At 72.2% G+C, this 23,551-nt stretch carries 19 protein-coding genes; 11 read left to right on the forward strand and 8 right to left on the reverse strand.

The genetic code is table 11. The features are described from left to right. The first annotated feature begins 132 nt into the window (after positions 1 to 132). Both ACRWK8_RS09770 and ACRWK8_RS09775 read left to right on the forward strand, forming a co-directional pair. Complete coding sequence (locus ACRWK8_RS09770) at positions 133 to 2,445, forward strand: polyribonucleotide nucleotidyltransferase (protein WP_431869697.1); 2,313 nt, start codon at positions 133 to 135, stop codon at positions 2,443 to 2,445. A 112-nt stretch (positions 2,446 to 2,557) separates the two neighbouring features. Continuing rightward, positions 2,558 to 3,892 (forward strand): M16 family metallopeptidase, encoded by a 1,335-nt coding sequence (locus ACRWK8_RS09775; RefSeq protein ID WP_378742923.1) that lies wholly within the window; start codon positions 2,558 to 2,560, stop codon positions 3,890 to 3,892. A gap of 68 nt (positions 3,893 to 3,960) precedes the next feature. Here ACRWK8_RS09775 and ACRWK8_RS09780 read toward each other — a convergent pair whose 3' ends face one another. The 3 genes from ACRWK8_RS09780 to ACRWK8_RS09790 all read right to left on the reverse strand — a co-directional run bounded on the left by ACRWK8_RS09780 (position 3,961) and on the right by ACRWK8_RS09790 (position 6,847). Continuing rightward, positions 3,961 to 4,446, reverse strand: coding sequence for an Hsp20/alpha crystallin family protein (locus tag ACRWK8_RS09780; RefSeq protein WP_378742925.1), 486 nt, complete (start codon positions 4,444 to 4,446; stop codon positions 3,961 to 3,963). Positions 4,447 to 4,506: 60 nt separating this feature from the next. Next, positions 4,507 to 6,048, reverse strand: coding sequence for a BCCT family transporter (locus tag ACRWK8_RS09785; protein ID WP_378743081.1), 1,542 nt, complete (start codon positions 6,046 to 6,048; stop codon positions 4,507 to 4,509). A gap of 280 nt (positions 6,049 to 6,328) precedes the next feature. Continuing rightward, positions 6,329 to 6,847: a MarR family winged helix-turn-helix transcriptional regulator gene (locus ACRWK8_RS09790; RefSeq protein ID WP_378742927.1), complete on the reverse strand. Its 519-nt coding sequence runs from the start codon at positions 6,845 to 6,847 to the stop codon at positions 6,329 to 6,331. Positions 6,848 to 7,041: 194 nt separating this feature from the next. On the opposite strand from ACRWK8_RS09790, the gene ACRWK8_RS09795 reads away from it, so the two are divergent. The 4 genes from ACRWK8_RS09795 to ACRWK8_RS09810 are packed head-to-tail and all read left to right on the forward strand — an operon-like array spanning position 7,042 to position 11,657. Continuing rightward, the gene (locus tag ACRWK8_RS09795) at positions 7,042 to 8,130 is read left to right on the forward strand and encodes a polyprenyl synthetase family protein (RefSeq protein ID WP_378742929.1); all 1,089 of its coding nucleotides are present in this window, start codon (positions 7,042 to 7,044) and stop codon (positions 8,128 to 8,130) included. Between the two features lie 53 nt (positions 8,131 to 8,183). Continuing rightward, the gene (crtI, locus tag ACRWK8_RS09800) at positions 8,184 to 9,647 is read left to right on the forward strand and encodes a phytoene desaturase family protein (RefSeq protein ID WP_431869804.1); all 1,464 of its coding nucleotides are present in this window, start codon (positions 8,184 to 8,186) and stop codon (positions 9,645 to 9,647) included. Then, positions 9,647 to 10,603: a phytoene/squalene synthase family protein gene (locus ACRWK8_RS09805; RefSeq protein WP_378743085.1), complete on the forward strand. Its 957-nt coding sequence runs from the start codon at positions 9,647 to 9,649 to the stop codon at positions 10,601 to 10,603. Before crtI ends, ACRWK8_RS09805 begins: the two co-directional genes overlap by 1 nt. A 46-nt stretch (positions 10,604 to 10,649) precedes the next feature. After that, on the forward strand, positions 10,650 to 11,657 hold the full coding sequence (locus ACRWK8_RS09810; protein WP_431869700.1) for a Rieske (2Fe-2S) protein: 1,008 nt from the start codon (positions 10,650 to 10,652) through the stop codon (positions 11,655 to 11,657). On the opposite strand, the gene ACRWK8_RS09815 is transcribed toward ACRWK8_RS09810, so the two are convergent. Together ACRWK8_RS09815 and ACRWK8_RS09820 are read right to left on the reverse strand one after the other, a co-directional pair. Continuing rightward, positions 11,621 to 13,195: an FAD-dependent oxidoreductase gene (locus ACRWK8_RS09815; RefSeq protein WP_431869702.1), complete on the reverse strand. Its 1,575-nt coding sequence runs from the start codon at positions 13,193 to 13,195 to the stop codon at positions 11,621 to 11,623. The genes ACRWK8_RS09810 and ACRWK8_RS09815 overlap by 37 nt on opposite strands. Continuing rightward, the gene (locus tag ACRWK8_RS09820; RefSeq protein WP_431869704.1) at positions 13,192 to 13,926 is read right to left on the reverse strand and encodes a class I SAM-dependent methyltransferase; all 735 of its coding nucleotides are present in this window, start codon (positions 13,924 to 13,926) and stop codon (positions 13,192 to 13,194) included. Before ACRWK8_RS09820 ends, ACRWK8_RS09815 begins: the two co-directional genes overlap by 4 nt. 65 nt (positions 13,927 to 13,991) lie before the next feature. Between ACRWK8_RS09820 and ACRWK8_RS09825 the strand changes: the two genes are divergently transcribed. Continuing rightward, on the forward strand, positions 13,992 to 15,224 hold the full coding sequence (locus ACRWK8_RS09825; RefSeq protein WP_431869706.1) for a lycopene cyclase family protein: 1,233 nt from the start codon (positions 13,992 to 13,994) through the stop codon (positions 15,222 to 15,224). Here ACRWK8_RS09825 and ACRWK8_RS09830 read toward each other — a convergent pair. Beyond that, on the reverse strand, positions 15,214 to 16,140 hold the full coding sequence (locus tag ACRWK8_RS09830) for a MerR family transcriptional regulator (RefSeq protein ID WP_431869708.1): 927 nt from the start codon (positions 16,138 to 16,140) through the stop codon (positions 15,214 to 15,216). The genes ACRWK8_RS09825 and ACRWK8_RS09830 overlap by 11 nt on opposite strands. 93 nt (positions 16,141 to 16,233) lie before the next feature. Between ACRWK8_RS09830 and ACRWK8_RS09835 the strand changes: the two genes are divergently transcribed. From ACRWK8_RS09835 to ACRWK8_RS09845, 3 genes are all read left to right on the forward strand, one after another. Continuing rightward, complete coding sequence (locus ACRWK8_RS09835; RefSeq protein WP_378742941.1) at positions 16,234 to 16,809, forward strand: DUF4383 domain-containing protein; 576 nt, start codon at positions 16,234 to 16,236, stop codon at positions 16,807 to 16,809. Next, positions 16,806 to 18,284, forward strand: a complete 1,479-nt coding sequence (locus ACRWK8_RS09840; RefSeq protein ID WP_378742943.1) for an SDR family oxidoreductase — start codon at positions 16,806 to 16,808, stop codon at positions 18,282 to 18,284. The genes ACRWK8_RS09835 and ACRWK8_RS09840 overlap by 4 nt, the downstream gene beginning before the upstream one ends. 132 nt (positions 18,285 to 18,416) lie before the next feature. Further along, on the forward strand, positions 18,417 to 20,543 hold the full coding sequence (locus tag ACRWK8_RS09845; RefSeq protein WP_431869710.1) for an MMPL family transporter: 2,127 nt from the start codon (positions 18,417 to 18,419) through the stop codon (positions 20,541 to 20,543). Here the strand turns inward: ACRWK8_RS09845 and ACRWK8_RS09850 are convergent. Beyond that, complete coding sequence (locus tag ACRWK8_RS09850; RefSeq protein WP_378742947.1) at positions 20,540 to 21,325, reverse strand: aminotransferase class IV family protein; 786 nt, start codon at positions 21,323 to 21,325, stop codon at positions 20,540 to 20,542. The two genes, ACRWK8_RS09845 and ACRWK8_RS09850, sit on opposite strands and share 4 nt — an antisense overlap. A gap of 65 nt (positions 21,326 to 21,390) precedes the next feature. Then, a complete protein-coding gene (locus ACRWK8_RS09855; RefSeq protein WP_431869712.1) occupies positions 21,391 to 22,113 on the reverse strand; it encodes a GntR family transcriptional regulator in 723 nt (240 codons plus the stop codon). 182 nt (positions 22,114 to 22,295) lie between these two features. On the opposite strand from ACRWK8_RS09855, the gene ACRWK8_RS09860 reads away from it, so the two are divergent. Further along, positions 22,296 to 23,549, forward strand: a complete 1,254-nt coding sequence (locus ACRWK8_RS09860; RefSeq protein WP_378742951.1) for an NRAMP family divalent metal transporter — start codon at positions 22,296 to 22,298, stop codon at positions 23,547 to 23,549. Positions 23,550 to 23,551 lie beyond the last annotated feature (2 nt).

Here is a 23,551-nt window from a genome sequence, read left to right on the forward strand (position 1 = left end):
GGGCGGGCCGTGGGCTTCGATCGATGACCGACCGTCATCACCTCCGGGGCACGACACGGGATCAGTATCGCCGTGCCACGGACCCGGAGAGGGTCCGGCGCGGCGCCCGCAACGTGTAACAGGAGGTCGCCCATGGAGGGCGTTTACTCGGCCGAAGCCGTCATCGACAACGGCAAGTTCGGCACCCGCACCATCCGCTTCGAGACCGGCCGTCTGGCCCGTCAGGCCGCCGGTTCGGCCACGGTCTACCTGGACGACGAGACCGTCGTCCTGTCGGCCACCACGGCCTCGAAGCGCCCCAAGGAGAACCTCGACTTCTTCCCCCTGACGGTGGACGTCGAGGAGCGGATGTACGCCGCTGGCCGCATCCCCGGCTCCTTCTTCCGGCGTGAGGGCCGTCCTTCCGAGGACGCCATCCTCACCTGCCGTCTGATCGACCGTCCGCTGCGCCCCTCCTTCAAGAAGGGCCTGCGCAACGAGATCCAGATCGTCGAGACGATCCTGTCGCTGCACCCCGAGCACCTGTACGACGTCGTCGCCATCAACGCGGCCTCGATGTCCACGCAGATCGCCGGTCTGCCCTTCTCCGGCCCGCTCGGCGGCGTCCGGGTCGCGCTGATCGACGGCCAGTGGGTCGGTTTCCCCACCCACGCCGAGCTTGAGGGCGCCACCTTCGACATGGTCGTCGCCGGCCGCGTCCTGGAGGACGGCGACGTCGCGATCATGATGGTCGAGGCGGAGTCCACCACCCGGACCCTGAAGCTGGTCGCCGAGGGCGCCGTCGGCCCCAACGAGCAGACCGTGGCCGAGGGCCTCGAGGCCGCCAAGCCCTTCATCAAGGTGCTGTGCAAGGCCCAGCAGGCCGTCGCCGACCAGGCCAGCCGTGAGCAGGGCGAGTTCCCGATCTTCCTCGACTACGAGGACGACGCCTACGCCGCCGTCGAGGGCGCCGTTCGCGAGGAGCTCGCCAAGGCGCTCACCATCGCGGACAAGCAGGACCGCGAGGCCGAGCTCGACAAGATCAAGGCGTCGGCCGCCGAGAAGCTGGCCGAGGACTTCGAGGGCCGCGAGAAGGAGATCAGCGCCGCCTTCCGCAGCCTCAGCAAGCAGCTCATGCGTGAGCGCGTCCTGCGCGACAAGGTCCGCATCGACGGCCGTGGTCCCAAGGACATCCGTCAGCTGAGCGCCGAGGTGGGCATCCTGCCCCGCGTGCACGGTTCGGCCCTCTTCGAGCGTGGCGAGACCCAGATCATGGGCGTCACCACGCTGAACATGCTGCGCATGGAGCAGACGGTTGACACGCTCAACCCGGACAAGACCAAGCGCTACATGCACAACTACAACTTCCCGCCCTACTCCACCGGTGAGACCGGTCGGGTGGGCTCGCCCAAGCGGCGCGAGATCGGGCACGGCGCCCTGGCCGAGCGGGCCCTGCTGCCGGTTCTGCCCGCCCGCGAGGAGTTCCCGTACGCCATCCGCCAGGTGTCCGAGGCCCTCGGGTCCAACGGCTCCACCTCGATGGGTTCGGTCTGCGCCTCCACCATGTCCCTGATGGCGGCCGGCGTGCCGCTCAAGGAGATGGTGTCCGGTATCGCCATGGGTCTGATCAGCGAGGGCGACGAGTTCGTCACGCTGACCGACATCCTCGGTGCCGAGGACGCCTTCGGTGACATGGACTTCAAGGTCGCCGGCACCCGGGAGCTCATCACGGCGCTCCAGCTGGACACCAAGCTCGACGGCATCCCCGCCGAGCAGCTGGCCCTGGCGCTCCAGCAGGCCCGCGGCGCCCGTCTGGCCATCCTCGACGTCATGCAGGAGGCCATCGAGCGTCCGGCCGAGATGAGCCCGAACGCCCCGCGCATCCTCACCGTCAAGGTGCCCGTCGAGAAGATCGGTGAGGTCATCGGCCCGAAGGGCAAGATGATCAACTCGATCCAGGACGACACCGGCGCGGACATCTCGATCGAGGACGACGGCACCATCTACATCGGTGCCACCGACGGCCCCTCCGCCGAGGCGGCCCGGGACACGATCAACCAGATCGCGAACCCGACCATGCCCGAGGTGGGCGACCGCTACCTGGGCACCGTCGTCAAGACGACCGCCTTCGGCGCGTTCGTCTCGCTGCTGCCCGGCAAGGACGGTCTGCTGCACATCTCGCAGATCCGCAAGCTGCACGGCGGCCAGCGCATCGAGAACCTCGACGACGTGATCAGCATCGGTGAGAAGATCCAGGTCGAGATCCGCGAGATCGACGACCGCGGGAAGCTCTCCCTGGTCCCGGTCGAGGTCGTGGAGTCCGAGACCGCCGCCAAGTCCGACAGGGCCGAGGCCCCCGCGGCCGCGGACGCGGACGAGGACGACGAGAAGGGCGACGACAAGGGCGAGGGCGCCCCGCGCCGCCGCCGTCGCCGCAGCTCGGGCGGGCGTTCCGAGAACACCTGATCCACACCTGTGTGACCCTGTACGGGGCGGTCGCGTCTGCACGACGCGGCCGCCCCGCCGTCGTCCCGGGCGTATGCTCTGCTGGATGTCCCGACGCGAAGAAGAAGGATCCATGAGTTCTGTCCCCATCGCCGCCGAGCAGGAGCCGGGCACGACCGTCACGCTGCTGGAGCCCGACGGCGGTTCCGGTCTGGTGCGTCGGACGGTGCTGCCCGGCGGCCTGCGCGTGGTCACCGAGAACGTTCCCGGGGGCCGCTCCGCCGCCTTCGGTGTCTCCGCGACCACCGGCTCCCGTGACGAGGACTCCGCGCACGCGGGGTCGGCGCACTTCCTGGAGCACCTGCTCTTCAAGGGGACCGGGACCCGTTCGGCGCTGGAGATCTCCGCGCTGCTGGACGGGGTGGGCGCCGACCACAACGCGTACACCACCAAGGAACACACCTGCTACTACGCGAAGGTCCTCGACCGGGACCTGCCGCTCGCGGTGGACGTGGTGGGCGACATGGTCGCCAACTCGGTCCTGGACGAGGGGGAGGTGGAGACCGAGCGCGGCGTGATCCTGGAGGAGATCGCCATGTACGAGGACGAGCCCGCCGACCTGGTGGACGACGTCTTCGCGGAGCACTTCTTCGGTGACACCCCGCTGGGACGCCCGATCCTCGGCACGACCGACACGATCAAGGCGCTCTCCCGCGAGCGTATCGCCGAGCAGTACCGGGACGCCTACGTGCCCTCGGAGCTCATCGTGACGGCTGCGGGCAGCCTGGACCACGAGAGCGTCGTGGAGCAGGTCCGCGCCATGTTCGCGAACCGCCTCGGCGCCGCCGGTGACGCCCGCCCGTCCCGCCCGCGCGGGGCCGGGGAACCGGTCCGGACCTTCGGTGGCACGGTCGTGCAGCCGCGTGAGACCGAGCAGGCGCACATCATCCTGGGTTCGGAGGGGCTGACCCGCACCGACCCGCGCTGGCACGCCCTGCGCCTGCTCAGCGCCGCGTTGGGCGGCGGCATGTCGTCGCGTCTCTTCCAGGAGGTGCGGGAGAAGCGCGGCCTGGCCTACGCGGTGCACGCGTACCACACGGCCTACGCCGACACCGGAACCTTCCAGATCTACGCGGGCTGCCTGCCGGAGAAGGCCGACGAGGTCATCGGCGTCTGCCGCGACGAGCTGGCCAAGGTCGCCGCGTCCGGGATCACTCCGGAGGAGCTGACCCGCGCCAAGGGCCAGATCCAGGGCGCCATGGTGCTCGGCAGCGAGGGCACCAACGCCCGGATGGGCCGCCTGCTCGCCCACGAGCTCACCCAGCCGCGCCACTTCTCCATCGACGAGGACCTGGCCCTGTTCGACGCCGTCACGCTGGACGACGTCGCCGGGGTCGCCGCCGAGCTGCTGGCCCGCCCGAGGGCGCTCGCCGTGATCGGCCCGTACGCGGCCGACCGGACGTTCTGAGGTCGGACCCCGCGAACGAAGGGAGCCCGTGACCGTCGCCGGTCACGGGCTCCCTCCTTCCGCTCGCCCTACAGCGGGCGTCCGCGCGGCCGACCGCGCTTCTTGATCGCGATCTGCCGGGGGCCGCCGGTGTGGGCGCCACCGTGGACGACGACCTCCAGGAGGCCGTCACCGAAGGCCGCCTCGACGTCCTTGTCCTCGACGTCCTCGGGGAGGCTGATCTCACGCCGGAACGAGCCCATGAAGCGCTCGGACGTGTAGTAGATCGTGGAGTCGTCCTCCTCGCGGTGCCGCTCGCCGCTGATGACGAGCACGCCGTGCGCGAGGCTGACGGACACGTCGGTCTCCTTGACCCCGGGCAGCTCCGCCCGGATGACGAGGTCGCGGCCCTTGGCCATGATGTCCGTGGACGGGCTCCAGGCGTCGGCGAACGTCCTCTCGCGCTCACCCACCTGGGTGGTCTCGATCGTCGAGATCGTGTCCGACATCCTGTTCATCTCGGTGATCATGTCCACCACCCCGTGGAAGGGGTTGCTGAACCTCTTGGGTGCCACCGTTGCCTCCTCAATACGCCGTCGGTGGTGATGCGCCCACCGTCAGGAACGAACTGGTTCCTACTCTGCCCGGTCTCCGGAACGAGAACGATCCTCGGCCCGCGACCTCTTGGGTTCGCCCGGGGCACGTTCGCTGGCCAGCCCCTTGAACAACCCGGCCGCCATGAACAGCAGGATCACCGCGAAGGGCAGTCCGGTGATCACCGAGGCCGCTTGGAGCGCCGACAACGCGTCGTCGCCCCCGGCCACCAGGAGGATCCAGGTGACGCCGCCCAGGCAGACGGCCCAGAAGCCGCGCTGGAAGCGGTTCGGGTTCCGGGTGCCGCCGTTGGTCAGCATGTCCACGACCAGCGAGCCGGAGTCCGCGGAGGTGACGAAGAAGATGGCCACGACGGCCAGCAGCCACACGGCCGCGACCATCGCGACCACTCCGGAGATCGGCAGCGCCTCCAACAGGGTGAACGCGGCCTGGGCCTCGTCCCCCTCGATGAAGTTGGCCCTGCCCGCGAGGTCGTAGAAGAGGCCGGAGCCACCGAACACGCCGAACCACAGGACGCAGACACCGGTCGGGGCGAACAGGGCGCCGATCACGAACTCACGGATGGTGCGCCCGTAGGAGATCCGTGCCAGGAAGATGCCGACGAAGGGCGCCCAGGAGATCCACCAGCCCCAGTAGAAGATGGTCCAGGCCTGGGTCCAGGCCGCCCCCTGCTCGTCGACCCGGGGACTCGGGAACGACAGGCTCCAGGAGACGAGGTTGCTCAGGTACTCCCCGGAGGCGGTGGTGGTGCTCGCGATGATCCAGAGTTTGGGACCGACCGCGAACACGAAGGCGAGCAGGATGAACGCCAGCCACAGGTTGATCACCGACAGGCGGCGCAGTCCCTTGTCGATGCCGGACAGCACACTGAACAGCGCCACGGCCGTGATCACCACGATGATCAGGGTCTGGATCAGCGCGTTGTTCGGAAGCCCGAACACGTCGGTGAGCCCGCCGTTGATCTGGAGGGTGCCCAGGCCCAGCGACGTGGCCAGGCCGAAGATGGTGCCGAACACCGCGAGGATGTCGACGACGTTGCCGGGCCAGCCGAAGGCGCGGTCCCCGAGCAGCGGGTGGAGCGCGGAGGCCGGGCGCAGCGGCAGACCCTTGCGGTAGGCGAAGTAGCCCAGGGACAGGCCGAGGGCGATGTAGACGGCCCAGGGGTGGAACCCCCAGTGGAAGAACGTGAGCGCCAGCGACTCCGACGCGGCCGCGGGCAGTGGAGCGCCGTCCTCACCCGGCATGAGCGCGGCGTCGCGCGGCCAGTGCAGGTGCTCGATGGGCTCGGCCACACCCCAGAAGACCAGTCCGATGCCCATGCCCGTGGTGAAGAGCATCGCGAACCAGGCCAGGGTGCTGAACTCGGGTCGCGAGTCGTCCGGTCCGAGACGGATGCCCCCGTACTTGCTGAGCATCAGGAACACGGCGGTGACGACGAAGAAGACCGTCGCCAGGACGTAGATCCAGCCGATCTTCTCGCCGATCCACGTCCGGGTGCCCTCAGTGGCGTCCAGCAGGGGGCCCGTGTACGCCACACCCAGGATGATGAAGGCGATGATCACGAGGCCCGACACGCCGAAGACCGTGGGGTTCGTCTTTTCTTTTATGTATGTGCGCAGGGATGAGATGGTGTCTCCTTCCCGGCACCGCCGGGGGATCGAGCGGTGTTTGGGAGAGTTGCCGGTCCCGCTGCCGGCCACGGATGGGTCCCGTGGGATGTTAGGGCCGTTGGTCCCTTGCAGCAAAGTAAAGCCGCGAGTTGGAGTGTTCCGACAAAAACGGCATGACGGACTTGGGTCGCGTGTGGCGCGGACGTCGCGGCGCCCGGAGGGTGCCTTCGGGTCAGGGGCGCGGCGGCAGTGAGGTGATCAGAGCCTCAAGGGTGAGCCCCGCGCGGTCCAGCCAGTCCGCGATCACCTCGAGTTCCGCGTCGGTGTAGCCAGCGTGCAGGTCGGTCATGGCCTGGCGCATGCCCGGCGCGGGGGGACCGAGCGTGGCCTCGGCGCCCTCGAGGAGCCGCACGGCGATCTTGCGTCGATCCAGCGGGTGCGGTGCGCGCTCGACCAGTCCGTGTGCCTCCAGGCGGTCCACGACGCCGGTGACGGACCCGGTGGACAGGCAGAGGCTGTCCGCGATCTCGCCGGGCGTCATGGTGCCGCTCGCGCGGAGCAGTGTGTAGCACTGGAAGTCGGTCGGGTTCATGCCCGAGCGGTCGGCCATGCGGTGCAGGAGCCGGACCAGGCGCACGGCCAGCTGCTGTCCGTCGCTCTGGAGCGCCTCGTACAGCTCCGCACGCGTCCTGTGACCGTTGCCGTCTCCGGGTGCCCTCGCGGGAGGCTCGGTGCTGGGCGCGGTGTCCATGGATCTCCCTACCGCTCCGTGAACGGTCCCTCCGGTCACTTGCCGTCGAGTCTAGGCCGCTCTCCAAGTGTCGCCTGGCCCCGGAGTGCGTCGCGTGAAATACTTGCCTCAGTAAGATGCTCGATTTTTAAGGTATTTCCCGAGAAATCGGACACTCGCCGGGGGTAGCCATCGCCGTCTCGCCTGCCGACACCGTGGAGGAACCGCTTCCCACCGACCTGGACGGGGTGCGGGAGGCGGTGAACGGACTCCTGGCCGCGTACCTCGGACACAGGGTCGAGGCCGCACGGGCGGTCGACGGGGACTTCGCGGCCGAACTCTGCGCGAGGATGTCGGCCTTCACACTCGCCGGGGGCAAGGGTCTGCGCTCCGTTCTGGCCTGGTGGGGGTGGCTCGCCGGTGGCGGCACCGCCGCGGGGCCGGTCGCCGGGTCGGCGCTGCGAGCGTGCTCGGCGGTCGAGGTGCTCCAGTCCTTCGCCCTCGCGCACGACGACGTCATGGACGCCGCCCCGCTCCGGCGCGGTTCCCCCTCCTTTCACGCCGTGTACACGAGACAACACCGTGAGAGGGGCCTGCGCGGGGACGCGCGCCGCTACGGCGAGTCCCTGGCGATCCTCGTCGGGGACCTCGCCATGGTCTGGGCCGACGACCTCCTCCACGAGTCCCTGGCCGACCTGCCCACCGGGGCCGCCGCGCACGCGGTGTGGCGGGACATGCGTACCGAGGTCATCGCCGGACAGTTCCTGGACCTCGGCGCCCAGGCCGACGGCGACCGCTCCGAGGACAGGGCGGTACGCATCGACCAGCTCAAGACGGCGACCTACACCGTCGAACGCCCCCTGCACATGGGGGCGGTGATGGCCGGGGCCGACGAGGCCACCGTGACCGCCCTCCGCGCGTACGGCACCGACGTGGGCGTGGCCTTCCAGCTCAGGAACGACCTGATGGACGCCTACGGCGCCCCTGACCACACCGGGAAGCGGACCGGCGAGGACCTGCGGGAGGGCAAGAACACACTCCTGTTGGCCTGCGGCGTCCGGAGGGCGGAGGAGGCGGGGGACCGGTCGGCCCAGCGCGCCCTCGCCCGGGTCGGACGCTCCTCCGCACCGGAGGACGCGGAGGAGGCGGCGCGCGTGCTCGACCGCGTCGGCGCCCGCGAGGAGGTCAGCCGTCGATGCCGCCTGCTCGCCGAGCGCGGACTGGGACGGATCCGCCGACTCGATCTCCACCCCGCCGTCTCCGAGGGCCTGCGCCGCTTCGCCGAGACAGCGGCCCGTACGTGAAACCCACACCGAGAGGATCCGTCGACGTGCCCGCGAGGAACGGTAGGGAACCCGTGGTCGTGGTGGGGGCCGGTCTGTCCGGACTCTCCTGCGCCCTCCACCTGCTGGGAGCCGGACGCGAGGTCGTGGTGCTCGAACGCGAGGACCACCCCGGCGGACGCGCCGGGCGCCTGGACATGGACGGCTTCCGGGTCGACACCGGACCGACCGTGCTCACCATGCCCGAACTCCTCGACGAGGCGTTCGCGGCGGTCGGGGAGTCCGTCGGCGACCGGCTCGAACTGCTGCCGCTGGCCCCGGCCTACCGGGCGTCCTTCACCGACGGCTCCACCGTCGACGTGCACACCGACCGGGAGCGGATGGCCGCCGAGGTGGCCCGGGTCGCGGGCCTGCGTGAGGCGGTGGGCTACCTGCGGCTCCGGGACTGGCTCACCCGTCTGTACGAGGTGGAGATGCGGTCGTTCATCGACGCGCGGTTCGACTCGCCGCTCGACCTCCTCGGCCCGGACCTCGTGCGGCTCGCCGCGATGGGCGGGTTCCGCCGCCTGTCCCGGGTCGTCGGCGGCCACCTGAAGGACGAGCGCCTGCGCCGCGTCTTCTCCTTCCAGTCGCTCTACGCCGGGGTCGCCCCGGACCGGGCCCTGGCCGCCTACGCCGTCATCGCGTACATGGACACCGTCGCGGGCGTCCACTTCCCGAAGGGCGGCATGCGCGCCATGGGCGAGGCCCTGGCGGGCGCCGCCGCCAAGGCCGGGGCGGTCCTGCGCTACGGGGAGTCGGCACACCGCCTGGAGCGTCGCGGAGACCGGGTCACGGCGGTCATCACCGAGCACGGGGAGCGCCTGCCCTGCGACCACGTGGTGCTGACCACCGACCTCGCCGCCGCGCACCGTCTGCTCGACCACCGCTCGCGGCGCCCGCTGCCCCACCGGTACTCCCCGTCGGCCGTGGTGCTCCACCTGGGGACCGACCGCACCTGGGACCACCTGGCCCACCACACCATCTCCTTCGGCGCGCAGTGGGAACGCACCTTCACGGAGATCATCGACGAGGGCCGGACCATGAGCGACCCCTCCCTCCTGGTCACCCAGCCCACCCTCACCGACCCGAGCCTGGCACCCGACGGGCACCACCTCCTGTACGTCCTGGCGCCCGCGCCCAACCTGGCCGCGGCGGACATCGACTGGGACAGCGAGGGCCCCCGCTACCGGGACCGGATCGTGGCCGTCCTCGAAGCCCGGGGGATGACCGGCCTGGACGCCTCGGTGCGCGCCGAACACCTGGTCACGCCCGCCGACTGGGCCCGACAGGGGCTGGCCCGGGGCACCCCCTTCTCCCTCGCCCACACCTTCGCGCAGACCGGGCCCTTCCGGCCGCGCAACACCGTCCCCGGAACCGCCAACGCGGTCCTGGCAGGGTGCGGGACCACGCCCGGGGTGGGTCTGCCGACCGTCCTCGTCTCAGGGAAGCTGGCGGCCGCGCGCGTCGTGGCCGGAACGGAGCGGCGCGCACGATGATGACCTCAGCCACCGGGGAACTGGACGCCGCCGGGATCGAGCCGGGGCGGCTGCGCTCCGACTACCTGCGGTGCCGCGCGCTGCACGCCCGCCACGGCCGCACCTACTTCACCGCGACGCGGGTGCTCCCACCCGAGCGCCGCCCCGGCATCCACGCCCTCTACGGGTTCGCGCGCTGGGTGGACGACATCGTCGACGAACCCGGCCCCGACACGACGCCGGACGATCAGCGTGCCCGCCTGGACGAGATCGGCGCCGACCTCGACACCGCGTTGACGGGAGGGGAGCCGCGCGAGCCCGTGCTGCGTGCGCTCGCGCACACGGTGGAGGGGTACGGGCTCCCCGGCGACTACTTCACCGCGTTCATGGCCTCGATGCGGATGGATCTCGACACCACGGCCTACCGGGACCTGCCGCACCTGCGCGAGTACATGTACGGGTCGGCGGCGGTCATCGGGCTCCAGGTCCTGCCGGTCCTGGGGACCTCCGCGCCCAGGGAGGAGGCGGCGCCGCACGCCGCCGCGCTGGGGGAGGCCTTCCAACTCACGAACTTCCTCCGCGACGTGGCGGAGGACCTGCGCAGGGGCCGCGTCTACCTGCCCGCCGACGTGCTGGAGGCGCACGGCGTGGACCGGCCGCTCCTGGAGCGCTGCGCACGGGGACGTCGGCCCGACCCGCGCGTCCGTGGTGCCCTCGCCGCGCTCGTGGAGGTCAACCAGGACCTCTACCGCGAGGCAGAACCGGGCGTCGCGATGCTCTCACCGGTCGCCCGACCGTGTGTCTCCACCGCGTTCCGGCTCTACCGCGCCATCCTGGACGAGATCACCGCCGCCGACTTCGACGTGTGGAGCGTGCGGCACCGCGTCTCCGACACCCGCAAACTGGCCGTGGCCGCGCCCGCCCTGGCCCGGGCGCTCTGGGCGCGGACCGTGCCCCGGCCCCGGGTCGGCACCTGACCCGCCGGTCCGCAAGGGACCGTCAGAGACCCGTTGAGGAGGTCCCGTGACACTGCCCGACCCCGAGCCGCGACGCCTGCCGCTGCGGCGCATGCCCAGAAGCGTCTGGGCGCGACAGCACCCGACCTGGCGCGAGGCCTCGCCCTCGGTCATCGGCGGGGCGCTCAAGCGTGCCCTGGCCCGGCCCTCCGGGAACTGGTTCGTGCTGGCCGCCAGCTCCGAGGTCCGGACGGACCGGCCCTTCGGCCGGGTGGTGTCCGGGACCGAGCTCGTGGCCTGGCGCACCCCCGACGGGGCCGTGCACGCCGGTCCGGGTGCCTGTCCCCACCTGGGTGCGCCCCTGTGCCGGGGCGCGGTGACGGAGGGGAACCTGGTCTGCCGCTGGCACGGACTCTCGCTGGGGCCCGGGGGCATGCCCGGGTGGAGCCCGTTCCCGGCGCACGACGACGGCGTGCTCGTGTGGGTCCGCCTGGACGGGTGCGGGGGAGAGGAACCGACGGAGGCGCCGGTGGTCCCGGAGCGTCCGAGGGCGGACGCGAGCATCGCGGCGGTGGAGAGCCTGGCCGGACGCTGTGAACCGGAGGACGTGGTGGCCAACCGGCTCGACCCCTGGCACGGTTCGTGGTTCCACCCCTACTCGTTCGTCGGCCTGACGGTGACCGAGGTCCCGCAGGGCCCGGACCCCGACCCGGACCGTCTGGTGGCGGACGTGGGGTTCCGTGTGGCGGGCCGCTGGGGCGTGCCCGTGCGTGCCGAGTTCACCTGCCCCGAACCGCGCACTGTCGTCATGCGCATCATCGAGGGGGAGGGCACGGGCAGCGTGGTGGAGACCCACGCCACGCCGCTGGGCGCCGACCGCGACGGGGTCCCGCGCACCGCCGTGATCGAGGCGACGGTGGCGGTCTCCGGGCGCACCGGTTTCGCCCTGGCCCGGCGCGCGGCCAGCGCGGTGCGACCGGCGATGCGGTTGGTGGCCCGCCGACTGTGGAAGGACGACCTCGCCTACGCGGAGCGCCGCTACCTGCTGCGCACCTCCGGCCGCTGGCCGGGCTGACGGAAGGACCGGGCCAGAGCCCTCAGGACCGCGCCCCTCCCCTGGCGGGGCACGGTCCACAGGTCGTGTCCGGGCGTTCCCCAGCGCGACAGCAGCGCGTTGGCGGCGCTCAGTCCCGTGGTGGCCGCCCCCTCCATGAGGGCGACCGGCAGGTCGACCCGGACGTGGTCGCCCGCCACCACCAGGGTCGGGTCCGGTGTGGTCACCGTGCAGCGGTCCCGGTAGCCGCCGGGAGGGAACAGCGCGCAGTCCGCGCGCAGCTCGTGCCGGGAGTCCACCTCGCGCGCCGGAGCCAGCTCCGGGTAGACCGCCGTCGCCTGCTCCCAGAGCGACTTCCGCTCCAGGTCGGGGTCGTGGTCCTCGGGCAGCGCGTAGGCGTGCAACTCGACCACGGAACCTCCGGTGCGGGCGGCCCACGCGCGCGCCTGGTCCTCGTAGCGGTCCAGGACGCTCACGTTGTCGAGCGTCGGATACCCGGCGGTGGCCAGGAAGGCCTGCCGGTGCGGCCGCACCGGGCGGTCCAGCCAGTACCGGGAGACCAGGAAAGGCGGAGCGGAGGCGACCCCCGCGACCCGTGCGCGCCAGGCCGCCGTCCCGAGTCCGGGGGAGTCCGCCACCAGGGCGCGCAGCCCGCGCGGGTCGGTGGCCAGCACCACCGCGTCGAACTCCTCCCGGCGGGACCGTCCGACGTCGCGCCAGGTGAGCGCGTGACGCAGGCGCTCCCCACGGGTGACCCGCTCCACCCGCACCGCCGTCCGGAACCCCACTCCAGCCCGGCGCAGGTACCCCTCCAAGGGGTTCCACAGGGCCTGGGGGAAGGGCGAACGCGGCACGTCGAACACCAGGCCCTCGGACGAACCGAGGAAGTAGACGTGGAACATGACCGCCATCTCGGCGGCGGAGAGCCGTTCGGGCGCGGCGAAGAAGCTCCGGCTGAAGACCTCGAAGGCCAGGTGGCGCGCGGTGCGCGGAAAGCGGGTGACCTCCAGCAGGTCCCGGGCGCTCCGGTGCCCCAGGCGGTCGTGCACCCCCGGGACGTCCACGTCCAGGAACTGGAGCACCGCCGGGAGGTTCACCGCGGCCAGTTCCGAGACCGGGAAGCTCCGGCTCGTGGCCGCCAGCGCGAACGCGTTCCACGGCGGAGTGGTGGGAAGACCCGAGAAGCGGTCACGGGCCCCGGAACGGTGCACCAGCGGGTAGTCGGGCAGCGGCACCAGCGAGTCCAGGTCGGGATCCGCGCGCCGGAGCAGCCCCCGCAGGTTGTAGTACTGGCGGAAGAAGGCGTGGAACCCGCGGCTCATGGTCGCCGTGCCGCCGTCGGCCAGAGTGGTGTCCCACCCCCGGAGACGACCGCCCAACCCCTCCTCGCGCTCGAACACCACGGTGTCCACCCCGCGCTCCGCGAGCCCGCAGGCAGCCGCCAGCCCGGCGATGCCGCCGCCCACCACCGCGACCCGTGGCGCGCGCTCCGGGGGCGGCCCGGACGGGGCGGGGGCGACGATCCGCTCGGCCCGGGGGTCGTTGACGTCGGGGTTCACGGCCGGGCTCCCACGAAGGTGTGCGTGATCCCGTAGCGCCAGCCCGGCATGGGCGCGCTGGCCACCGCTCCCAGCCCCGCCGCCCGCATCCGCTGCAGCAGGGCGGCGCGGCCGTCGAAGTCCAGGACGCTCCGCCAGAGGTACCGGAACAGGTCGTCCCGCCCGGTCAGGGCGCGGCCCGCCGGGATCACCACGCCCCAGCACACCGCGCTCCACACCGCGCGGGCGGAGGCGGAGTCGGCCACGGAGTACTCGTGCAGCGCCAGCCGCCCGCCCGGACGCAGCAGCGCCCGAACCCTCGCGAGGAAGGCGTCCGGATCCGGGACGTTGCGCACCAGGTAGGAGGCGAACACCGCGTCGGCCGGGCCACCGACCACCTCCTCGGCCCACTCCGGGGTGAGGTCCTGGGCGCGCGCCAGGTGGAAGCCGACACTGCTCGGCCACCCCTTGGCCTCCGCCTGGCGGAGCATGCCCTTCGAGGAGTCCACGCCGACGATCCGGGCCATGGGGTACTCGCGTGCGAGGGCGGCGGTCGAGGCCCCGGTGCCGCAGCCCAGGTCGACCAGCACCTGGTCCGCGCCCCGGTTCGGCAGGAAGAGCCGACGCGCGGACGTGCGCAGGTCCCGGTGGTAGCCGGGGCTGGACGCGACCAGTCGGTCGTAGGCCGGTGCGGCGAGGTCGAACTCGTCGGTCACGGCGGCGGTCTTCATCCGCTCTGTCGTGGTGGTCATCGGTCCTCCGGAAACGGTCGGGGTGGACGGGGGACTTCGACCGCCGTAGGGGCCATGCTGGGAGGATGGCCGACTACGACGTGGTGATCATCGGAGCGGGAGCCGCAGGGCTCACCTTGGCCCATCGCCTCGGGCAAATCAACGATCGGCGCGACCCACCGCTCAGAACGGCGGTCCTGGAGCCCCCGCCCGGTCCGCACACGCCGCCCCGGCGGACCTGGTGCTTCTGGGAGGCCGGTCCGGGGCCCTGGGACCACCTGCTCGCCGCCTCGTGGGAGGACCTGTCGGTCATCGGCCCGGACGGCGCGGAGCACCGCTCCCCGGCGGGACCGTACGCCTACAAGATGCTGCGTTCCACCGACGTGGACGCGCACGTGCGCGCGTCGGCCGGTGCGGCGGTCGAGTTCCGGCCGCTGTTCGTACGGGACACGGAGGACGGGCCCGAGCACGCCACCGTCCGGGCGCTCGCGCCGGGAGGGGAGCACCTGCGCCTCACCGCCCGCTGGGTCTTCGACTCACGGCCTCCCGGTACGCCCCAGGGCGGTCGCACCCGCCTGCTCCAGCACTTCCGGGGATGGTTCGTCCGCATGGAGGACGACGCCTTCGACCCCGCCGCCGCGGTGCTCATGGACCTGCGCCCGCCCCAGCCCGCACACGGTGTGGCCTTCGGCTACGTGCTTCCGCTGTCCAGCCGCGAGGCGCTGGTCGAGTACACCGAGTTCGGCCGGGAGGCGCTCACCACCGCCGAGTACGAGCGGGCCCTCACGGACTACTGCGAGCGGAGCGGGCTCCACGGCGCCGAGGTCACCGCCTCCGAGCAGGGCGCCATCCCCATGACCGACGCGCGTCCGCGCACCAGGGTCGGTCGGCGGCTGTTCCGGATCGGCGCGGCGGGGGGCGCCACCCGGCCCTCGACCGGCTACACGTTCAGCGGCACTGCCCGCCAGACCGCGGCGGTCGCGCGGGCGCTGGAACGGGGCCGGGTCCCGGTGCCGCCGGTGCCGCACCGCCCCAGGCACCTCGCCATGGACGCCGTCATGCTCCGCGCGCTGGACAGCGGCAGGGTCGCGGGCGCCGACTTCTTCACCGGGCTCTTCGCCGCCAACCGGCTCGGGGACGTGCTCGCCTTCCTGGACGGGGACTCGCGCCCGCCGCGCGAGTTCGTGATGGGGCTGACCACCCCCGTCGCCGCGATGTCCCTGAGCACGGCCGACCACCTCTGGTACTCACTGCGCTCGCGGGTCCCGGCCCCGTCGCGCGAGGGGGTGTCACGGCGCGGTCGGGGGGTCAGCCGCTGAGCGTCCGCACGCTCTCGGCGAGGGAACCCAGGTGCCCGTCCGCCAGCCGCAGGGCGTCCCCGGTCCCACGCCAGCCGGGGCCGGCCGTGTAGAGCGCGGTGCGCTCGGGCGCGGACACCGTCGCGCGGGCCGTCGCCACCAGCGTCTCCGTGTCCTGCTCGCCGCTCGTGTGACACCACAGGACCACAGCGCGCGGGCCGATCCGGCCGACCGTGCGGACGGTGGCGTCGGTCGGGGTGCAGGGCCCCAGGACGCGGTGGGGGAGCCCCGCCTCGCGCAGGGCCGCCGCCAGCGCCTCCACCGGGAGGCTGTGCGCCTCGTGCGGCACGCAGGCCAGGACCACGGGACGGGCACGGACGCGGGGGACCGTCGCCGGAGCGGGCACGCGGCGCAGCACCGAGGACACGCTCCACGAGAGCAGGTGCTCCACCTCGACGTAGCGGCGGGTGTCCTCCCATCGGCGGCCCATGCCGTACAGCAGGGGCATCGCCAGGTTCTCCCAGGCCGCCACGGTCCCGTGGCGCTCCACGGCGGCCTGGAGCAGGTGTTCCACCAGGTCGGAGTCCATGCGCATGGCAGCCCTGGTCAGGCCCTGGAGGGTCGGGGTGTGCTCGCGCACGGCCGTGGGTAGGGCGTCGGTAGGCCGGGTGCCGGGGCCGGTGGCCTCGGCGCGCGGCTCCGGAACGGCGGGGGCCGTGGCGAGGATCCGCAGGGCGGCCTCGGCCGCGGGAACGCCCTCGCCGACCAGGTGACACAGTGCGCGGAGCCGGGCGACGTCCGCCGGTGCGTACCGCCGGTGCCCGCCCGGGCTGCGCTCACGGGGACCGATCCCGTAGCGCCGGTCCCAGCTGCGCAGAGTGGTCGGCGCGACGCCGAGGAGACGGGCGACGGCCCCCGGGCCGAGAGCTTCGGTCATGGCACCCCAACACGTTGCGAAAGCGGTGCGACTTGTGACGCGGGCCGCTGACCTCCGACTCTAGGACCTGACAGCACCGAAAGGGGCGACGACATGGATCTGGACACCTCGCGCCGGGCGGACCGGCGGTTGGACCACGTCTACCGGATCGGGGCCGGGCTCACCGGGCTCGTCCTGGTGGGTTTCGGCAGCGCCGGCATGATGATCAGACTTCCGTTGTTCGACACCCAGGGCGAGGTGGTCGCGGGGCTGTCCACGAACGGCGCCCTCAGCTTCCTGTCCATCGCGATCGGTTCGCTGCTGGTGGGCGCGGCGATCCTGGGGGGCAAGTTCGCGTCGACGGTGTGCGTCACGGTCGGCGGGGCCTTCCTGGTGAGCGGTCTGGTCAACCTGATCCTCATGAGCACCGACTTCAACATCCTGGCCTTCAGCGTCCCCAACGTCATCTTCAGCTACGTGGTGGGCCTGGTTCTGCTCACCTTCGGGATGTACGGCCGGTTCACGGGGAACCTCCCGGAGGACAATCCGTTCCGGCGGTACCGCCACCCTGAGGAGGACGCGGCGAAGGAGAACACCGACGTCTCCCCGGCCGAGGGCGGTGCCCACGGCGTGCCCGGACCGCGATCGGCCCGTGAACGCGAGGACAGCACCGAGGAGACCAGGGGATGAGCGCGCCCTCGGGGAGGCTGGCCCTGGTGACCGGGGCGAGCGGGTACATCGGCGGACGGCTCGTCCCCGAACTGCTGGCCGCCGGGTACCGGGTCCGCTGCCTGGCCCGCACACCCGAGAAGCTGCGCGACCACCCCTGGCGCGCCCGGGTCGAGGTGGTCCGGGGCGACGTGGTCTCCGGGGAGGGGCTGGCGGAGGCGTTGGCCGGTGTCGACGTGGCCTACTACCTGGTGCACTCCATGAGCGGCGGCAGCGACTTCGTGCGCACCGACGCCGAGGGGGCCCGCCGGTTCGCGGAGGCGGCCGGGGAGGCGGGGACCGGACGGGTCGTCTACCTCGGGGGCCTGGCCCCCGAGGGCACGGAGCTGTCGGAGCACATGGCCTCGCGGGAGGAGGTCGGGCGCCTCCTGTTGGAGGCCCCGACCCCGGCGGTGGTGCTGCGCGCCGCCGTCATCCTGGGGTCGGGGTCGGCCTCCTTCGAGATGCTCCGCCACCTCACCGAACGGCTTCCGGCGATGACCACCCCCCGGTGGGTGCGCAGCCGGGTGCAGCCGATCGCGGTGCGGGACGTGCTCCGTCTGCTGGTGCGCGCGGACGAACTCCCCGAGGGGACCAACCGCACCTTCGACATCGGCGGACCGGAGATCCTCAGCTACGCCGAGATGATCCAGAGGTTCGCCACCGTGGCGGGGCTGGCTCGTCGACTGATCCTCCCGGTGCCGGTCCTGTCGCCGGGGCTGTCGAGCCTGTGGGTGGGTCTCGTCACGCCGGTGCCGCCCTCGGTGGCCCGGCCGCTGGTGGAGTCGCTGCGGCACGACGCGGTGATGGGCGAGGACGACCTGGCGGAGGCCCTGCCGGACCACCAGCGGATCGGGTTCGACGAGTCGGTCCGGCTGGCGCTGCGGCGGATCGACGAGGACCGCGTGGACACGCGCTGGTCCTCGGCGGCCTGGCCGAGCGCCCCCTCCGACCCACTGCCCACCGACCCCGACTGGACCGGCGGGAGCCTGTACACCGACCGGCGGGCCCGGTACGTGGACGGATCTCCCGAGAGCCTCTGGCGGGTGATCGAGGGGATCGGCGGCGACCGGGGCTGGTACTCGTGGCCGCTGGCCTGGGCCGCCCGGGGCTGGATCGACCTCGCTGTCGGCGGGGTGGGGCCACGGCGCGGGCGCCGCGACCCGCAACGCCTGCGGGTGGGCGACTCCCTGGACTTCTGGCGGGTGGAGGAGATCGTCCCGGGTGAGCTGCTCCGGCTGCGCGCGGAGATGCGCCTTCCCGGCCCGGCCTGGCTCGAGCTGCGCGTGGCCCGCCTGGAGGGGCGCACGGTCTACTGCCAGCGGGCGCTGTTCCATCCGAGGGGACTGTCGGGGCACCTGTACTGGAAGGCGGTCACTCCCTTCCACGGGATCGTGTTCGGCTCGATGGCGAGCAACATCGCGGCCCGCGCGGAGCAGGAGACAGCCCGGGGCTGAGCCCCGGTGGAGGGCCGACGCCGGGATGCGCTACGTTGTGGACAGAATTAGCTAGAAATCCGAGAGACTTGGTTTTCGAGCTAATAGGCCACAGCTGGGGCCGCGCCGACGCGTGCCCGGAAGGAAGTCCCGTTGTCGACACGACACGCACCCCCGCCCCGTCGATCCCGCTGGTGGGTCGGTGCCGCACTGCTGGTCAGCCTGGTGTGGCTGCTCGGTGCGGGCCCGCTCGGCGCATTCCTCGGGAAGCTCGGCGAGGTGCAGACCAACGACCCCGGCGCCTTCCTGCCGGTCGGTGCCGAGTCCACCGAGGCCGGTGAGCTGGCCGAGGAGTTCGACCGCGGCGACACGGTCCCGGCGATCGTCGTCCTCTCCGCCGACCAGGAGCTCACGGGGTCCCAGCTGGCCGAGGCGGGCGCGCTGGGAGAACGGATCGGGGATCAGTCGTGGGTCTCCGGCGAGGTCGTCGGCCCCCTGCCCGGCACCGAGGACCCCTCCGTCGCCCAACTCGTGGTCCCGATCGGCGCGGAGAACGACACCGGCGACTCCGTGGCCGAACTCCGGGAACTCCTGGCCGACCACTCCCTCCCAGGGATCCAGGCCCAGGTCACCGGGCCCGCCGGCTACGCGGCCGACCTGGTCGCGGCCTTCGGCGGCATCGACTCGACCCTGCTCCTCGTGGCGGTCGTCGCGGTCCTGGTCATCCTGGTCGCCGTCTACCGGTCGCCACTGCTCCCGGTCCTGGTGATCGTCGCCTCGCTCCTGGCCCTCGGACTGTCGGGAGCGCTCGTCTACGCCGCCGCCGACGCGGGCCTGGTCAGCCTCAACGGCCAGAGCCAGGGCATCCTGTTCATCCTGGTGGTGGGCGCCTGCACCGACTACGCCCTGCTCCTCGTCGCCCGCTACCGCGAGGAACTGGCCGTCCACGAGCGGGTGCCCGAGGCCGTGCTCGCGGCGGTGCGCGGGGTCACCGGTCCGGTCCTGGCCTCCGGGGGAACGGTGATTCTCGGCGTGCTCTGCCTGCTCGCCGCCGACCTCGCCTCCACCCGCAGCCTCGGCCCGGTGGTCGCCCTCGGGGTCGCCGCCGCGATGCTCTCCGCCATGACCTTTCTCCCCGCCGCCCTGGCCCTGTGCGGACGCGCCGCGTTCTGGCCCACCGCTCCGCACCGTGCCCGTGAGGAGGCCGGGAACACCACCGACGAGGTCCTGCGCCAGCACCCGTTCTGGGGGCGGATCGCCACCACCGTGGCGCGCCGACCACGCGCCTACTGGCTGGGCACCGCAGCCCTGCTGCTCGCGGCGGCCGTGTTCGCTCCGCAGTTCAGCGCGCAGGGCACCGGCCAGTCGGAGGTCTTCCGCACCGAGGTCGAGGCCGTGGACGGGCAGGAAGCCCTGGTCCGGGGGTTCGGGGCCGACTCCAGCGCGGCGCCCGCCCTCGTGGTCGCCAGGGAGGGCCACCTGGACGAGGTCGTGGCCGCGGCCGAGCGGGTTCCCCGGGTGGAGGGGGCGGCTCCGGCCACCGAGCCCGGCCCGCCCGGTGCGGAGGCCCCGCCGCTGGTGGAGGACGGACGGGTCCTGGTCGAGGTGGTGCTGTCCGCCGATCCGGAGTCCCCGGAGGCGGTGGAGGCCGTCCGCGACCTGCGCGCCGAGCTCGGCACGGTCGAGGGGGCCGACGCGCTGGTCGGCGGGGTGAGCGCCACGGACCTCGACACCCTGGAGACCGCGCAGCGGGACTTCGTGGTGGTCGTCCCCCTGGTGACGCTGGTGGTCTTCCTGGTGCTGATCCCGCTGCTGCGGTCACTGGTCGCCCCGCTGCTCCTGATGACCGCCAACGTGCTCTCGTTCGCCGCCGCCCTGGGCGTGGGAACCCTCGTGTTCGACCACGTCCTCGGCCTGCCCGGCGCCGATCCGGTGGTGCCGCTCTTCGCCTTCGTCTTCCTGGTGGCGCTGGGGATCGACTACAGCATCTTCCTGATGTCCCGCGCCCGTGAGGAGACGCTCGCGCACGGGCACCGGGAGGGGATCCTGCGGGCGCTCACGGTGACGGGAGGGGTGATCACCTCGGCGGGTGTGGTGCTGGCCGCCACCTTCGCCGCGCTGGCCGTGATCCCGCTGCTGTTCCTGTTGCAGCTGGCGTTCCTCGTCGCCTTCGGCGTCCTGGTGGACGCCCTGCTGGTGCGGACCCTGCTCGTGCCCGCCCTCTCGTTGGACGCGGGACCGCGCCTGTGGTGGCCCGGACGCGCGGCCCGGATCCGCTAGAGCGGGTCGCCCGGAAGTTCCCGGTAGGCCCGTGCTATTCGTTCCGTGAGCTCGGGGAGGGGCAGGTCCACCCCGTCGATCGAGGCCACCGGACGCACGCCCGTGGCGGCGTTGGTGACGAAGGCGCCCGCCGTCCTGGTGGCCGCGACGGCCGCCAGGGGGCGGGTGGCGACCGGGACGCCGAGCGATGCGGCGACCCGGTCGACCAGCCGCGCGGTGACCCCCTCCAGGCACGGCGCCTCGGGCCAGACCAGCCCCTCGCCGTCCAGGAAACCGATGTTCCAGGTGGGGCCCTCGGAGACGCGGCCGTCGACCCCCATGAACAGCGCGTCGTCGAGTCCGTCCAGCTGGGCGGCGCGCCGCTGGCGGATCACCCCGAACAGTCCGGTGCCCTTGATGGCCGGCGCGTCGCGGGTGAACTGGCGGGTACCGAGGTGGAGCGGGGGCGGGGTGGAGGCCGGGGCCGGGCGCGTCGTGACCAGGATCTGCGGGAGGGACCGCGCGGCGGGGCGGCCGAGGTCGAGCTCGGGGTCGTACACGGTCACCCGCACCACGCACGGTGACGGGTGGGCCCGGGCGGAGCGGCGGGCGAGCTCGCGCACGCGCGGGACGTCGAGTTCGGCGCCGAACAGGGCCGAGCAGTCCCGGGTGAGCCGTTCCATGTGCAGGTCGAGGCCGCGTACGCGCAGGTCGGTGACGAGCATGGTCGTGAAGTGCCCGTAACCGTACAGGGCGAGGCCGGAGAGTTCTCCCGTGCTGACGGGGCGTCCGTTCAGTTCCATTACGGACACCATTCTGGCACTTCGGGACCTCTGGCAGGGGTGGTTCCCGTGGCTCGGCGCGGTGGTCAGGCCGGCGGGTTCGGGGTCCGGGAACCCGTCTCCATCTCGGTGAACGCGGTCACGAGCTGCTGTTCGGAGGTGTCCAGGTAGGTGCTGAGTTCGGCCGCGGCGGCTCCGACGTCGCCTCGGGCCAGCTCCCGGTGGATGCGGCGGTTCCACTTGAGGTAGGGATCGTGGAACTCGCGGGGCGCGGCCATCACGTGGAAGACGAGGCGGGTCTCGGCCAGGACCTGACGCATGAACTCGTTGACCCGGGCGCTGCCGGACAGGGCCGCGAGGGCCTCGTGGAAGCGCATGTTCGCGCTGCCCATCCGCCACCAGTCCTCCCGGGCCCGGGCCCGCTCCCCCTCGTCGACGGCGCCGCCCACCGCGCGCACGAGTTCGGCCGGGGCCTCGGCCGCGCCGCGCACGGCGGGAAGTTCCAGGGACCGTCGGGCGCTGAACAGGTCGCGGACGTCCTCGCTGGTGGGGCGGTTGACGAACACCCCGCGGTGCATGTGGTGGACGAGCAGGCGTTCTCGGCTGAGGAGCCGGAAGGCCTCACGCAGGGTGTTGCGGGAGACCTCGTACTTGCGGCTGAGCTTCTCCTCGGACAGTCGCACCCCGGGGGTCAGCTCGCCGTCGATCACGAAGGCGCGGAGCAGCTCGGCGACGCGTTCGGCCTGGCTGGTCGGCCGGGTCAGGGCGGGAACGGGCAGCCGGTCGATGTGGTCCTCGGTCGCCGTCACGTGAGCCCTCCGCTGTCTCGTGCGCCCACACCGGAGACGGGGTGGTCCCACCAATGTTACGTACCGGGACTCCACGATTTTACTTATCCGTGCCTTACTTGGGGTGCAAGATTGGAGTATTGTTCAACAATCCAACAATGAGGTTGGCGTCACACCACTCCCGTACACCTGGAGAGTCAGCCATGGGCGAAGCGCCCCCCGCACCTGATCAGAAGGTGCGTCTGCGGCTTGGCAGAGTCACTCTGAGCAGCGGTCTCCTCGGAGCCATGTTCCTGATGGCCACCAGTGCCATCGGTCCCGGGTTCATCACCCAGACCACGACCTTCACCGCCCAGCTCGGTGCCGCCTTCGCCTTCGCGATCCTCGTGTCGATCCTGGTCGACATCGCGGTGCAGCTGAACATCTGGCGCGTCATCGGCGTCTCCAACATGCGCGCCCAGGACCTCGCCAACAAGGTGCTTCCGGGAGCGGGCTACCTGCTCGCCGTCCTCATCGTCTTCGGCGGCCTGATCTTCAACGTCGGCAACATCGCCGGTACCGGCCTCGGCCTCGACGCGATGATCGGCCTCGACCCGCGCGTGGGCGCGGCGATCTCGGCCCTCGTCGCGATCGTCATCCTGGCCGTGAAGAGGCTGGGCGTGGCCCTGGACCGCATCCTCGTGGTCCTCGGCGTCATGATGATCGCCCTGACCGCCTACGTGGCCTTCGTGTCCAGCCCGCCCGTGGGCGACGCCCTGCGCCAGTCGGTGCTGCCCGAGGCGGCGAGCAGCGACCTCTTCCTCGCCACCATCACCATCATCGGCGGCACCGTCGGCGGCTACATCACCTACGCGGGAGCCCACCGGCTCATCGAGAACGGCATGGGCGGCCGTGAGAACATCGCGGCCATCACCCAGACCTCCGTCACCGGCATCATCGTCACCGGCCTCATGCGCGTCCTCCTCTTCCTCGCCATCCTGGGCGTGGTCGCCGGCGGCGTCGCCATCATGGACGCGCCCAACCCCTCCGCCGAGGCCTTCTACCAGGCCGCCGGAGAGGTCGGCATGCGGCTGTTCGGCATGATCATGTGGGCGGCGGCCGTGAGCTCCGTGATCGGTGCCTCCTACACCTCCATCTCCTTCGTCACCACGTTCTCCCCGTGGCTGGAGCGGCACAAGGGCAAGCTGGTCACCGGGTTCATCGGTGTCTCGCTGGCGATCTACCTGGTCTCCGGACAGGCTCCCGGCACCCTGCTGGTCATGGCCGGCGCCCTCAACGGCGTCATCCTGCCGGTGGGTCTGGGGCTGCTCCTCTGGGTGGCCGCACGCCACTCGAAGACCCTGCTCAACGGCTACCGCTACCCGCGCTGGCTGCTGGTCGTCGGTGTCGCCGCCTGGCTGCTCACCGTCTACATGGCGGTCAACGCCCTGGGCGGCATCGCCGCGCTCTGGCAGTAGCG

Source organism: Nocardiopsis eucommiae (assembly GCF_965344335.1).
In the GTDB taxonomy this organism is placed as follows: domain Bacteria; phylum Actinomycetota; class Actinomycetes; order Streptosporangiales; family Streptosporangiaceae; genus Nocardiopsis; species Nocardiopsis eucommiae.

What these genes read in the sequence shown, in the direction of transcription:
- ACRWK8_RS09770 (WP_431869697.1), top strand. Translation starts at nt 133, where the DNA reads ATGGAGGGCGTTTACTCGGCCGAAGCCGTCATCGACAACGGCAAGTTC.
- ACRWK8_RS09775 (WP_378742923.1), top strand. Translation starts at nt 2,558, where the DNA reads ATGAGTTCTGTCCCCATCGCCGCCGAGCAGGAGCCGGGCACGACCGTC.
- ACRWK8_RS09790 (WP_378742927.1), bottom strand. Translation starts at nt 6,847, where the DNA reads ATGGACACCGCGCCCAGCACCGAGCCTCCCGCGAGGGCACCCGGAGAC.
- ACRWK8_RS09805 (WP_378743085.1), top strand. Translation starts at nt 9,647, where the DNA reads ATGACCTCAGCCACCGGGGAACTGGACGCCGCCGGGATCGAGCCGGGG.
- ACRWK8_RS09820 (WP_431869704.1), bottom strand. Translation starts at nt 13,926, where the DNA reads ATGACCACCACGACAGAGCGGATGAAGACCGCCGCCGTGACCGACGAG.
- ACRWK8_RS09825 (WP_431869706.1), top strand. Translation starts at nt 13,992, where the DNA reads ATGGCCGACTACGACGTGGTGATCATCGGAGCGGGAGCCGCAGGGCTC.
- ACRWK8_RS09830 (WP_431869708.1), bottom strand. Translation starts at nt 16,140, where the DNA reads ATGACCGAAGCTCTCGGCCCGGGGGCCGTCGCCCGTCTCCTCGGCGTC.
- ACRWK8_RS09835 (WP_378742941.1), top strand. Translation starts at nt 16,234, where the DNA reads ATGGATCTGGACACCTCGCGCCGGGCGGACCGGCGGTTGGACCACGTC.
- ACRWK8_RS09840 (WP_378742943.1), top strand. Translation starts at nt 16,806, where the DNA reads ATGAGCGCGCCCTCGGGGAGGCTGGCCCTGGTGACCGGGGCGAGCGGG.
- ACRWK8_RS09850 (WP_378742947.1), bottom strand. Translation starts at nt 21,325, where the DNA reads ATGGAACTGAACGGACGCCCCGTCAGCACGGGAGAACTCTCCGGCCTC.
- ACRWK8_RS09860 (WP_378742951.1), top strand. Translation starts at nt 22,296, where the DNA reads ATGGGCGAAGCGCCCCCCGCACCTGATCAGAAGGTGCGTCTGCGGCTT.